This is a genomic window from Aliiroseovarius sp. (genome assembly GCF_965228805.1).
Taxonomy (GTDB): domain Bacteria; phylum Pseudomonadota; class Alphaproteobacteria; order Rhodobacterales; family Rhodobacteraceae; genus JASBTN01.
Genome location: NZ_CBDDIE010000003.1, coordinates 1 through 11,370, shown reverse-complemented (window position 1 = coordinate 11,370; position 11,370 = coordinate 1). Strand labels below are relative to the sequence as shown.

Here is an 11,370-nt window from a genome sequence, read left to right as displayed (position 1 = left end):
TCATGTGTCAAAGCCGACGTTCGCTTTGATCTATGAAAGCAACCTTTACATGCATGGGGCTTATGCCTCATTAACGATCGCGTGTCCCATTCCCGCTAAGCAGTTGCAATAAAGTTGTTTAATGAAAAAGCTTTTAGATCCTATGCTGACCACACTGGCTGCCCACGGAGCAACACCACAAGGCATCAAGGATGCATTGACCTCCTCAGATGGCAGCCAATACGTGAAATGCGCCTTTCAGGTGAACCCGTTCGCTTATGGAAGCCGTCATTCCAAAACGAATGGTTTTACAGACGAAGATCAGTACAATGGTGCGATGGTCAAGGCATGCCAAGAAAATGGTGTGCATGTGGTCGCGCTTACCGATCACTTCCGTTTTGACGATTCCGAAAACCTCAGAGCGAAGTTGGAAGAGGCCGGGATCACGGTTTTCCCCGGCTTCGAAGCAAATTCCGCTGAAGGTGTACACATACTTTGCCTCTTTCCACCCGGAACATCTGGCACCGATATGAATGAGAATGTGGGTGCCTGCGATATTCGAAATCGCGACGATCCTTCACCCATTGCACGCAAAGGATTCGAGGAAATTCTCGAAGTTGTTAATGAGCGTGGCGGCATCACAATTTCAGCGCACGTAACCCAAAGCAGTGGCTTGCTGAAAGAACTCTCCGGTCAGACGCGCATGAATGCATGGAAGTCGCCATTGCATTTGGCGTCAGCTATCCCCGGACCGCTTGGCGATGTGCCTACTGAATACCGGCAAATTTGCTTCAACAAAGATGGAGCGCACAAACGGGACCGGCCCGTCAGCTTTGTCAACGCATCTGACGTTTCAGCGCCGGGGGATTTCGCGAAACCCGGCAATACGACCTTACTCAAAATGACAGAGGTCTCGATAGAAGGTTTGCGGCAGGCTTTTCTCGATGGTGAAAGCCGGATCATGCTCAACTCGGACGAAGCGCCATCTGATTTCGCGCGAGTTGTCGCCGTCACTTGGGATGGCGGGCTACTCGATGGACAGTACGTTGCGCTGAATGCTGGATTGAATGTGATGATTGGCGGTCGTGGTGCTGGCAAGTCCACAATCGTTGAAAGCCTGCGCTTCGCCTTCGACATACCACCGCTGGGTGCGGATGCAGCGAAGAGTCATGAATCGATGATCAAGCATCTATTGGGGTCGCGTTCAGCGGTTTCGGTCTTGATTTTTTCGCCAAGCCCGTCGCCCGGTTACTACCTGATTGAGCGCGCCTACAAACAGGAGGCCCGAGTTAGAAATCAGTCGGGTGAAATCGTGGCTGATTTGAAGCCCGGTGACATCATTTCTGACTTGGAGGTTTACGGCCAACACGAGATTTCTGAGATCACGAGGCACAAAGGCCAGCTTGCCGAACTGCTTGGGCGCTTTGTCGGTACGGATAACGAAGCGGCGGTCAGTGAGGATGGGATCAGGGAACGCTTCCGAACCTCTCGAAAGAAAATCACGGATCTTGACGAAAAAAATCGCCGAATTGGACCTTGCTCTGGCCGCTCTGCCGGGGCTCAAGGAACAACTCAAACGCTTCGAAGAGACCGAGCTTGCGACCCGCCTGCAAGAACAGGCATCTGTCCAGCATGAACAACGAATACTCGACGACTTCTCCAACGCCATAACTGGATTTGGACAAGAGGGAGACGCGTTAAAGCCGGACGGAGAATCCGCATCAACCGTTTTGCCGCCAGAAAAAGAGGTAAAACTCCCGCACAGGGATGACTTGGCCAATGTCCAAGCGATTGCGCAGGATATGCACGATGCCAAAGTGCAAGCAGCAGAGGTGCTAGCAATAGCGGCTAAAAAGGCAACCGCCGATTTGGCTGCGATACGATCTGAGTGGCAGCCAAAGGCCGATGCTGTTGAGGCGACGTATAAGTCGCTCAAGAAAGAACTGGAGGGTGATGGTTTCGATCCCGACGCCTATCTGACCGTGAAAAATCAGGTCGCTGTACTTGAACCGAAGCAAGGGGAGAAGGATCAGGCCGTTTCGGAACTGGCGATCGAACAAAAGGCGCGACAGAGCATAGTCGATGAATGGGAAAAAGCTGACCGAAAAGCCTATCGTGACCTTGAGAAGGCCGCGAAGAAGGTCAGCAAAAAGCTAAAAGGAACGGTTCGGGCAAGTGTTCGCCCCAGCTCCGATTTGGGGCCACTGGAACAGGTTTTGCGGGATGGAACTGAAGGGCAGATCAGTCAAGCCCTGACGAAGCTGCAAGAGCTTGAGGACCTACTACCTTCGAAACTGGCCGCGACGATCCGTAAGGGTGCTCAAGCGCTCAGCGATGAATTCGGGTTCACCGATTCATCCTCTCAGAAGATCGCCGCTGGAGGCGAAACACTGGCGTTGCTGGTGGAAGAAACGCGGATACCGCCGGAGGCCGTTATTGAACTCAACGTTGGTCGAGACGGGGCCGAGAACTGGAAGGAACTCGACCGCCTATCTGCCGGTCAAAAGGCAACGGCAGTTCTGATGCTGTTGCTTCTGGAGTCTGATGCCCCTCTGATCATCGATCAACCCGAAGACGACCTCGATAACCAGTTCATTGCAGGGCATGTAGTCGAGAAAATGCGCGTCGCCAAGAAGCAACGCCAGTTCTTGTTTTCAAGCCACAATCCAAACATCCCGGTTTTGGGCGACGCTGATCAGATCATTGGTCTCAAGCCAGTCGTAGAAGATGGCGAAGATCGGACGAAGATCGATCAAAAGCTGTGCGGTTCGATCGACAAGGAAGAAGTCCAGGAGCTGATAAAGGAGCTTTTGGAAGGCGGCGAGCAGGCGTTTTCGACCCGTCGAAAAAAATGTGGCTTTTAGCTTATGCTGAATTGAACACGGCTGAAATGGTGATTTTATGGACGAAGAAGACTGGTTGGAGATACTTCGCCACATTCAAGCAGAACTGCGAGAAATTGGCCTTCATTCAATAGCAGAACTCTCTGGCTATGAAGAAGAGACCCACGAAGCACGTCGATCATTTGGCGCTCGGAAACTGTCAATCCTGATGCTTGAAGCCTTGGACCGGCACATGGCAATCCATTCGTCTGACACGGTAGATCTGGCGTTGAATATGATCCGAGAGAACAGTGATAGCAAAGGACTGGACGGTGCTATCTTGATTAATGACAGGGACGACATCGACGTTGAAGGGCGTGATCATGAAGAAATGCTCCGAGGTGACCCACGTATCCCCTATGCTATGAAGGACCTGAGGAACTTGATCGGGCAGTTATTGGAGGCCGATAGCTCAGGCAGTGCTGATGGCGAGGATTTTGAATGACGTTGGATCAAGCCAAAGCCAAGAAGGCCATCTCTACATTTTTCACTAAACATAAAGCTTGCATGAAGGCGACGTTGGTAAAGTCAAAAGGCGGAAAGATCTATGAACTTTATTGTTTGGCTAGAACGCTGGCATGGCTCCGATCCACTTATGGTGTGAGCATTCGGCTTGCAAACGGGACCGTGGTGAATTTCAAAGCCAGTCCAGGCAACATCGATCGTTCTAGATCTTACTTCGTAGTGGCCAAGCACGGTAAGTTGTTAGAACTTCACACTGATATCCAAGTCCAAACACTAGGCGCATCAATGATTGGGGGGTGGATTGGAAAAAGTGGATACCACGAGATCGACTTGGTACTGATTGATCCAAGTGTTCATGATGGGGACATGCCACAGCATAGCGACGTGGTTTTGGGCGTTGAGTGCAAGTCTAATGCCAAGTTCGAAAAGGGTATCGTGAAACAGGTTCTTGGCATTAGGCGGGAGCTTTCACTACTTAGCCAGCCAACTACTAATGAATTGGATAGGGCGTTTGGGCCAGCTACGCACATTGTGGGCTACAGCCCGTTCGTAAATGCCGACCCAGCATCTTTGTACTGGCTAAGTTACATAGACCAATCCGGAGATGATTATGCTGGCAGCCCAGGGTTCTTCTCAATCGAATTTAAGCACTGGCAACCATAGCCGCGGAAGTCCAGCAGCCGGCAAAGGAACAGGAGCAAACGGAAAAGTTGACTTTACAGTAGCTGGACCGCAGCGACAGACGAAGCCATAAATAGCGGCTCAGGGCCGAAAATTCCTATTTCAGCCGCTTCGCCCGTTCCGCCACCCGCTGAACCATCGAGACAGTCGCACCGCCTGCCTGCCGTATTCCCGACCCCGCGATCTCGGCGTTTGACCTGGTCCCAAACCGCGCGCGAGCCCGCGATCCCTTAGTGCCGATCAAGCCCTTGGCGAACCCGCTCGGTCCAGGAATGCTCGGCGGCCCGGCCAACATGAAGTTGCCGGAGATTGAACGCACGATCAGCGGGGTAGCGATTATCATGCCGCCTGCGAGGAACATCATCATGAAGAAGGGCACCAGCGCGCCGATGTTGCTTGCGCCGGAAGGATCTCCGAGCTCGGACATCAGAGAGCGCGACATTCCGACGACGGTGGAAAACACGCCTGCGATCACGAGGGGGTAGAGCGCGTAGGACACCGTGCTGGACAGCCAGCGGTGGAAATAGTCCTTGCTGACATCAAACAGGGAAAGCGCGATCATGATGGGGGCGATGCCGATCATGAATGCCAGCATGATCTTCGCGAAAATCAGGACAAGACCGCAGAGCGCGCCGATGACGCCGAGGAGGAACGCACCAATCGCGCCAATCAGGGCTCCGGCCATCCAATGCATGTTGTCACCGGCCGCGTTCAGGTAATCGCCAAATTCTTCGATGAGATCGTCGAAGGCCTCGGCAAAATAGGATGCACCTGCACCGCCCCCGCCAAGCCCAGCCACCATGCCGCCTGCGAGCTGGTCGAGCCCGTTGATGAGGGCGCTGGCGACCGCGTTGAACTGGATCCAGTTCATTGCAAACAGAGAGATGAGCATCAGCTTGAGGACAAACCAGAAGGCAGTCCGGCCATCCATGGATTTGTACTGAAACACCATGTTGAGGAAGACGCCGATCACGGCGAGCGTCGAGGCAACGGCAATGACACCGCCCAGCTGACCGGCGACGTTGCCAAATGTGGTTTGGGCTGCGTCATCCAGAAAGCTATCGGTGGTCTCTACCATCCAGGTGACGACGCCCATCGGATCTTCCTCGCTTGGGTTTAAGAACTGTCACCAGTGCGACGTTTCAAAAAGGCCTTCAGGATGTGTTCGCCGTCGAAATCCGGCACCACTGAAACCAGTTCCCAGCCTTCTTGGCCGAGCGCGGTCAGCTGCGCTTCGATCTTTGGCGGCTTAGTTTTGGCGGTGTTAATCTGCTCAATCTTGTATTCAAACATGGGCTGTTTCCTTCGAATGGGCCGGATCAATCGGCAGGTAGAATTCGGTAATGCCGCGCGTGCCTTCATGGCGACCGGCCTGAACAATCACATCGATCGAGCGGGTGATGTAGTCGTTCATATCCTGGTAGGTCATGGGCACATCGGTTTTGAGGGCGGCGATGGCGAGGCGCTGGACCGCCAACTGAGGCGTTTCAGCGTGCAAGGTGGTGAGAGAGCCACCATGGCCGGTATTGATCGCCTCGAGGAAGGTCATGGCCTCTTTGCCGCGCACTTCGCCTAAGACAATCCGGTCCGGCCGCATGCGCAGGGTGGAGGTCAGCAGGACATCAGCACTGCGCGTGGGCTCATTGCGGTCAGACATCAGCGTGACGACATTGGGCTGTGTTGGACGCAGCTCCGCGGCCTCTTCGATCGTGATGATGCGCTCGTCATCGGGCACGAAGGAAAGGATTTTGCGCGCCGTGACGGTCTTGCCGGTGGAGGTCCCGCCGGACACGATCATGTTGAGCTTGTGGGTCACGCAGAACTTGATCGCGGCGTCGATGTCGCCGGTGGCCACGACATCGCGCAGCTCGGCATTGCGCTTGCGCCGCGCGCCTTCATTGCTGCGCTCTTTGCCGAAAAGATAGGACAGCTTGATCTGCTCCAATGGCAGGTCAGCAAAGAACCGAAGGGAAATCGCGTAACCGCCGTCAACGGCGGGGGGCTGGATGACTTGCGCTCGGATTGGGCGGTCACGATAGGTGATGCTGACCGAAACGATAGGTTTCGTTCGACTGAGCGTGGTGTTCGCGGCGGAAGCAACCTGATTGCCAAGGTCCTTGATCTCGTTCTGCGTGATCCGCCGATTGGCGGACCGCATAAAGTGATCCCCCTGAAACTCGGCCCACAGGGTGCCGTCGGGATTGATACAAAGCTCGATCAGCTTCGGATCGCGCGCCTCGGGGATCTTGTCCATAGAGCTTTGCAGATAGCTGGCCGCCATGGTCAAAAAATCTCCAGATCGCGGTCGACCATCACGGTGACGCGGGCACCTTGATCGACATAGATCACGGGCGAGACGGAGAGATATTCGCCAATCACGCTTTGCGCGCTGTCCTGAAGGTCTTCGCCAATGCCTTCCAAGACATCAGAGGTGATCTCGTCTTCGGTGTTCTGCGCGGCGACGGCAGGCAAGGCTCCGATCAGAGATATCAGGGCGGCAGACCCAAACCGTGTGCCAAAACGGCTCTCGACGAAACCAGTTGTGCCGGACCGCCCCAGTTCGTCGCCACCAAACGAACTGATTTCGACGGTCTGGTTACTGGGTAAAATGATCCGGTCCCAGGCGATCGTCACGCGTTGCTGCGCAATGTCGAGACCGGATTGATACCGCCCGATCAGTCGTGCGCCGCGCGGGATCAGGACGCGTGAGCCGTCATAGGCGTGGACATCCTCAGACACCATCGCGCGGACCTGACCGGCGAGCGAGCTGTCGATTGCGGTCTCGAGCACGGCCTGGATCATCGTGCCCTGAACAACTGTGTTTGACGGGTTCACGATCAACTGGGCCTGCGTCACCTCAGCAGGTTCAGCGCCGTTGCGAACAAAGTCTGCGTCGCCATCAAGCCGCCGCTGTTGCGTGGCGGTATCATCGTTGCCGCTTCCAGTGCCGCCAAAGGCGATAATTGGGCTGGCAATACGCGCTTGCAGTTCCTCAAGCTCGGCTTGCCGCCGCCGCTCGAGCTCTTGCAGACGCAGCTCCTCGGCCGTGGGGCCGGTTGGTGCGGGCGTGCGCGGGGTTTCGAGGCGCGCAAGCTCCAGATCGTTCTGCAGTCGCTGTATCTGACGTGCGCGTTCTTCCAACTCTTCGCGCAAGGCGGCTTGGGTGGAGGCGGCCTCGCTGCGCAGGTCATCGATCTCCGCGCTCAGGCTGTCGAGCGCTTCTGTGTCGACGGCCGGGGCCTCGGGTGCAGGTGCGTTGCGCAGAGCTTCAAGCGCGCTCCGCATGGCGTCCATTTGCGCGCGCAGCTCTTCCGTCTCGCTGTCTGGTCCCGGCTCCGGCGGCGGCGTTGTGTCAATCGGTGCGGGCGTGGGCTCGAGCGCACCAAAGCCCGGTCCCGCCGCTTGGAATTCATCCGGGGAGGCAGTTTCCAGGCTGTCGGGTTCAGAGCTGCCAGAGAACAACAGCAAGAGACCGCCAAGGGCCGCGATCGCCCCAATGCCCAACGCAATAGCGACAATTGACGGTCGTGCCTTTGAGTATTGTGGTTTGCCTTCAAGCGCTTCGAGGCGCTTCTTAAGCTCAGCTGTTTCACTCATCGTGGTTTGCCTCGCTCATCTCTTGGACGCAGATCTCGTCCTCGCCGAGCCTGAGAACCCATCGAGTGCTGACACCTGACACGCGGATCACGCCGTCTGGCCGCGCGAGCGCATTAACGCTGCGCTCATTGCCGTTTGACCAGCGAAAGATCGCAGGTAGCGGCGCGTTTGCGGCAAAACGGAAATAGGTGAAGTTGCCGTCGTCCCAGATTTCGCGCGGCGTGATCTCGGATCGCGCGCTGACGCCATAGGCGTGATTTGCAGGTTGGCTTGCTGCCAAACGCGATTGCTGGGGAGCGGGCTCGGGATAGGAAAAGCGAATGACATAGAACGTCGGCGAACTCGCCTCGGTCACGTTGAAATAATAGCTTCGCCGGTTGGTGTAGACGGTGATGTTGGTATGCGCGCCGCGCGTGACCGGCTTGATCGCAAAAGCCTGGCCACCGGGCACGCCGTCCAAAAGGAACCCTTCGGTGTCGCCCGCAATGATCGAGCGGATGGTCTCGCCTTGGCCGAATTCAATGCTGGTCACATGGGTCAGGCTGGTGCGGATGCGATAGACCTGCCCATCCTGATAGGTGGCGAGCCGGACACGGGCATCATAGGGGCCTTGGCGCGGCTGAGTCTCCGCATAGGCGGTGCCAGCAAGCGGTACGATTAAAGCGAGGATAAGGAACAGGCAGCGCATTGGTTACTCCAAGCGATCCGAGCGGATCGCGTATTCGGTGACAGTGAAGCCGAAAGGGTTCTGCCAGACATCATCGATCGACCGGCTATTCTCCGCCGAAACTCGAACATCAGCGTTGCGGTGAAGAGCCCATTTTGCGCGCCGCGCGGTGAATTGAGCCGCTTACGAAGGCGCACCTGGGCGCGATTGACGCTGATATGGGTGATCGACAGAATCTCGACATCGAGCCGCGCATCTGTGCCGTAGCTGTCGGGCGGATAGGCTTCGTGGCCGCTGGTCCATAATGCGCGCAGCCCTGCAGCTGCCGCACCGTCCGACTGGTCCAGGACCCGCCGCACCCGCACGTCATTGTCGAGCTGATTGTATGTCTCTCGATCAATGACATAGCGGTAGACCTGTGCCTCGATGATAGCGGGGCGTTCCGTGAGTGAGACCGCTTCAACCATGGCATTGGGGAGGGCCATGCCGGTTTCGCTATCAAAGGGCACGATCATGGGCGGCGGGTCCACGCCGAACAGGGCGACAAGAGCAGCGGCGAGACAACCTGCCATGCCAAACGCCATGCCTGTCAGCCCCAGTTTCTGCCACATGAGCTCGCGTCGTCGTGCGCCGTAGACGAGCTCTTCTTCGATGATTTCTGCCTCACTGTTCATGGGGTCAGTCCGCGCGCAGGTCTGGCAGGGTGAAGTCCATGTAGCGGCGCTCTTCGGCCAGCGTGGCGGCATCCACCACGCCAGATTGGCCAGCGCCGACCGTTTGAATGGCTTCGAGCTCCCACATGCGCGTCATGGCGATGGCCAGCTCCGCCGTGACGCGGGTGTTATGATCGACTGCTTCCTTGAGCGTTTCCATGTCCGGGATCAGTGAGACCAGCTGCTCGACCCGTTCGAGGGACTGCGCTGCCTCGTCATAACTGTTCTCAGCGGCCGCCGACATCACCGCCCCGGTGCCCGCCTGGCTAGCAATGCGTTCCGCCCCCGGATTGCCGCTGCTGGCCATGTCGGAGAGGGTATCTTGATCAAAGCCAGCATCTTCCAGGGCTTGCGTCATGCGGCCTTCCATCTGGGGTGCGGCGTTGCCGATCAGGCCGCTGAAATCGCCGCTTTGGATTTGACGGATGGTGCTGAGGAGATCGCCAAATTCTTGGTCCAAAAGCCCATCGAGGTCACCGCCCATGGCCATTTCGATGATGTCCGACGCACCGGTCAGGGCTGCGTAGGTCTCGTTGAGCGTGTCGAGTTGCTGCTGCACCAGGTCACGTTGTTCGAGAAGCGTGTCGAGCTGGTCGGTTTGGATGCCGAAATCCTCCAGCATTTGCTGCAGCTGGCGAATTTCCTGCGCGAGATTGCGGGTGTCGACTGTGGGAACGCCTTGGGCAGATACGGGAGACGCAACTAGCAACGCGCAGGTGGCAATGGTTGAAAGAAAGCGGATCATCGGAGGACCTCCAGATCGAATTGCATGAAGTCTTGCTCACGGGCCAGCGCGGCCGCCATGGCCAGCTCTGCCGCGCTAAGCGGGCGGGTATGGGCGGCCTTGAGGCGCGTGCGGATCGCGATCAGGCGAGCGAGTTCAGCCCGCGCATAGGTGTTGAGCGACATGGCCGCGTGAATGTCATCTGTCTCACCAATGCGGGTGATGATGTCCTGCACCCGGAGCGCGGCCGCTTGCACCGACACCAAGGAGTAATCGCCGTAGACCCCTGCGCCGAAAGAGGTCAGGCTCATCGTGGAGTTGGCGAGCAGAACCGGATCAATCGTCCCGAGTGCATCAACACCGCCGACGCGTGCAAGGTAGAGATTGTAGCGCTCGGGGATCACCTGAACGTAGTGTTGGGTTTCGGCAAATGGCGGCACGCCGCTGTAGCGCTGCACATTACCCGGACCTGCATTGTAAGCCGCGAGCCCATGGATGATGTTGCCGTCAAACATGGCCAGCATCTGCGCCAGATAGCGCGCGCCGCCCGTGACCTGGATATAGGGATTTTCATAATAGGCGGGATAAATCCCGAGATCCTGCGCCGTACCGGGCATGATCTGGGTCAGGCCGAATGCACCAACAGGCGAGCGCGCGCCGATGGTGAAGCGGCTTTCTTGCCAGATCAGCGCCTGCAAAAGACAGCGCCATTGCTTGGGCGAAAGACCGGCAGCGCGCACGCCGGACATGTGGTGCGTTTCTTGGGCGGCACGAATGATCAGCTGTTCAATCGAACCGGAGGCATCGCCGAACATCTGGGCTGCGCCGGGGTTCGGATCGACCGAACCATAGAGCGTGCCTGCGGCGCTTTCAGGTGTTGAACCAGCTTCTAGGCTTGCGACCAGTGCGCCTGAGTTCCCGCTGGCCAACGTCGTAGCATCAAGGATGTCTTCCAGCGCCTGGAGTTGTTCCTGCTCGAGCGCTTCAAGCACTTCTTCTTTGGTCAAACGATCCCGCTGCAGTGCCAGATCTTGTTCGCCCTGCTGCAACACGCGCTCGCGCTGAAAGAACATGCCTGCATCAAAGGTGGGCACACCTTGGGCAAAGGCCATTGGCGCGTTGAGCCACACCAAACCCGCAAGGATATGCAGGCGGTACTTACTCACCGAGGCCACCAATCGGCCCGAGCAGCTCAAAATTGCAGTTGCTGCGGCTGACCTCGGCAAAGGACTTGAAGCAGTCGGCCTCTGATGGCCGGTATTCCGCGCAGGCTGTCAGGGTCAAAAGGGTGAGGGTCAGCACACAAAGGCTACGCATCAATATGTCTCCAAAAATCGGGGTTTTGGCGGTAATCCGCGCCGACCAGCGCCTCGCCTTTTTCCATACCGCCAAGGATCGTGAGGTATGGGCCAAGGGCGCTCAGATCGGCATCGATCACGACCGAGCCTTGATCATCACGCACCAGCGCCAGGCGGGAATTGCTGCCGGTGCCGAGCAAGACGCTCAGCTCTTTGTCAGTGAGCCCCAACATGGTGTAGTCGCCCGCCGAGGCACGGATGTTGGGAAGCAGGAGCTGCGTGGGCACAGCCTCGACAATCGTCTTGCCGGTGCGAGTTTTCTCGAGCTGACTTGCGTATTGGGTCATCATCACGACAACCGCGT

General features: G+C 57.2%; 12 protein-coding genes and 2 pseudogenes. 4 read left to right on the top strand and 10 right to left on the bottom strand.

Going from position 1 to position 11,370, the window contains the following annotated elements; all coding sequences use genetic code 11:
* The first annotated feature begins 142 nt into the window (after nucleotides 1-142).
* The 4 genes from ACO07D_RS00995 to ACO07D_RS00980 are packed head-to-tail and all read left to right on the top strand — an operon-like array spanning nucleotide 143 to nucleotide 3,989.
* The gene (locus ACO07D_RS00995; RefSeq protein ID WP_421701062.1) at nucleotides 143-1,615 is read left to right on the top strand and encodes a hypothetical protein; all 1,473 of its coding nucleotides are present in this window, start codon (nucleotides 143-145) and stop codon (nucleotides 1,613-1,615) included.
* Entirely contained in the window at nucleotides 1,509-2,843 is a 1,335-nt protein-coding gene (locus ACO07D_RS00990; RefSeq protein ID WP_421701061.1) for a hypothetical protein, read from the top strand. The genes ACO07D_RS00995 and ACO07D_RS00990 overlap by 107 nt, the downstream gene beginning before the upstream one ends.
* Before the next feature lie 37 nt (nucleotides 2,844-2,880).
* Complete coding sequence (locus ACO07D_RS00985; protein WP_421701060.1) at nucleotides 2,881-3,306, top strand: hypothetical protein; 426 nt, start codon at nucleotides 2,881-2,883, stop codon at nucleotides 3,304-3,306.
* On the top strand, nucleotides 3,303-3,989 hold the full coding sequence (locus ACO07D_RS00980; protein ID WP_421701059.1) for a hypothetical protein: 687 nt from the start codon (nucleotides 3,303-3,305) through the stop codon (nucleotides 3,987-3,989). The genes ACO07D_RS00985 and ACO07D_RS00980 overlap by 4 nt, the downstream gene beginning before the upstream one ends.
* A 115-nt stretch (nucleotides 3,990-4,104) precedes the next feature.
* On the opposite strand, the gene ACO07D_RS00975 is transcribed toward ACO07D_RS00980, so the two are convergent.
* The 10 genes and pseudogenes from ACO07D_RS00975 to ACO07D_RS00930 all read right to left on the bottom strand — a co-directional run.
* Nucleotides 4,105-5,103 carry a type IV secretion system protein gene (locus ACO07D_RS00975; protein ID WP_421701058.1) on the bottom strand — a complete coding sequence of 333 codons (999 nt, stop codon included), beginning with the start codon at nucleotides 5,101-5,103 and terminating at the stop codon, nucleotides 4,105-4,107.
* A gap of 20 nt (nucleotides 5,104-5,123) precedes the next feature.
* Entirely contained in the window at nucleotides 5,124-5,300 is a 177-nt protein-coding gene (locus ACO07D_RS00970; RefSeq protein ID WP_421701057.1) for a DUF4177 domain-containing protein, read from the bottom strand.
* Nucleotides 5,293-6,288 carry an ATPase, T2SS/T4P/T4SS family gene (locus tag ACO07D_RS00965; RefSeq protein WP_421701056.1) on the bottom strand — a complete coding sequence of 332 codons (996 nt, stop codon included), beginning with the start codon at nucleotides 6,286-6,288 and terminating at the stop codon, nucleotides 5,293-5,295. The genes ACO07D_RS00970 and ACO07D_RS00965 overlap by 8 nt, the downstream gene beginning before the upstream one ends.
* Nucleotides 6,289-6,290: 2 nt before the next feature.
* Nucleotides 6,291-7,604 (bottom strand): TrbI/VirB10 family protein, encoded by a 1,314-nt coding sequence (locus ACO07D_RS00960; protein ID WP_421701055.1) that lies wholly within the window; start codon nucleotides 7,602-7,604, stop codon nucleotides 6,291-6,293.
* On the bottom strand, nucleotides 7,597-8,292 hold the full coding sequence (locus ACO07D_RS00955) for a TrbG/VirB9 family P-type conjugative transfer protein (RefSeq protein WP_421701054.1): 696 nt from the start codon (nucleotides 8,290-8,292) through the stop codon (nucleotides 7,597-7,599). The genes ACO07D_RS00960 and ACO07D_RS00955 overlap by 8 nt, the downstream gene beginning before the upstream one ends.
* Nucleotides 8,293-8,295: 3 nt before the next feature.
* A pseudogene (locus ACO07D_RS00950) lies at nucleotides 8,296-8,945 on the bottom strand (virB8 family protein).
* 4 nt (nucleotides 8,946-8,949) lie between these two features.
* Complete coding sequence (locus ACO07D_RS00945; protein ID WP_421701053.1) at nucleotides 8,950-9,729, bottom strand: type IV secretion system protein; 780 nt, start codon at nucleotides 9,727-9,729, stop codon at nucleotides 8,950-8,952.
* Nucleotides 9,726-10,820: a lytic transglycosylase domain-containing protein gene (locus tag ACO07D_RS00940; RefSeq protein ID WP_421704970.1), complete on the bottom strand. Its 1,095-nt coding sequence runs from the start codon at nucleotides 10,818-10,820 to the stop codon at nucleotides 9,726-9,728. Before ACO07D_RS00940 ends, ACO07D_RS00945 begins: the two co-directional genes overlap by 4 nt.
* 46 nt (nucleotides 10,821-10,866) lie before the next feature.
* A complete protein-coding gene (locus ACO07D_RS00935; RefSeq protein WP_421701052.1) occupies nucleotides 10,867-11,025 on the bottom strand; it encodes a hypothetical protein in 159 nt (52 codons plus the stop codon).
* Nucleotides 11,018-11,370 (bottom strand): annotated as a pseudogene (locus tag ACO07D_RS00930) (type IV secretion system protein B4); the annotation flags it as partial. The pseudogene ACO07D_RS00930 and the gene ACO07D_RS00935, both read right to left, overlap by 8 nt.

Coding starts and splice junctions, on each gene's coding strand:
- ACO07D_RS00975 (WP_421701058.1), bottom strand. CDS start 5,103: ATGGGCGTCGTCACCTGGATGGTAGAGACCACCGATAGCTTTCTGGAT.
- ACO07D_RS00995 (WP_421701062.1), top strand. CDS start 143: ATGCTGACCACACTGGCTGCCCACGGAGCAACACCACAAGGCATCAAG.
- ACO07D_RS00940 (WP_421704970.1), bottom strand. CDS start 10,820: ATGGCCTTTGCCCAAGGTGTGCCCACCTTTGATGCAGGCATGTTCTTT.
- ACO07D_RS00955 (WP_421701054.1), bottom strand. CDS start 8,292: ATGCGCTGCCTGTTCCTTATCCTCGCTTTAATCGTACCGCTTGCTGGC.
- ACO07D_RS00945 (WP_421701053.1), bottom strand. CDS start 9,729: ATGATCCGCTTTCTTTCAACCATTGCCACCTGCGCGTTGCTAGTTGCG.
- ACO07D_RS00980 (WP_421701059.1), top strand. CDS start 3,303: ATGACGTTGGATCAAGCCAAAGCCAAGAAGGCCATCTCTACATTTTTC.
- ACO07D_RS00985 (WP_421701060.1), top strand. CDS start 2,881: ATGGACGAAGAAGACTGGTTGGAGATACTTCGCCACATTCAAGCAGAA.
- ACO07D_RS00960 (WP_421701055.1), bottom strand. CDS start 7,604: ATGAGTGAAACAGCTGAGCTTAAGAAGCGCCTCGAAGCGCTTGAAGGC.
- ACO07D_RS00965 (WP_421701056.1), bottom strand. CDS start 6,288: ATGGCGGCCAGCTATCTGCAAAGCTCTATGGACAAGATCCCCGAGGCG.
- ACO07D_RS00935 (WP_421701052.1), bottom strand. CDS start 11,025: ATGCGTAGCCTTTGTGTGCTGACCCTCACCCTTTTGACCCTGACAGCC.
- ACO07D_RS00970 (WP_421701057.1), bottom strand. CDS start 5,300: ATGTTTGAATACAAGATTGAGCAGATTAACACCGCCAAAACTAAGCCG.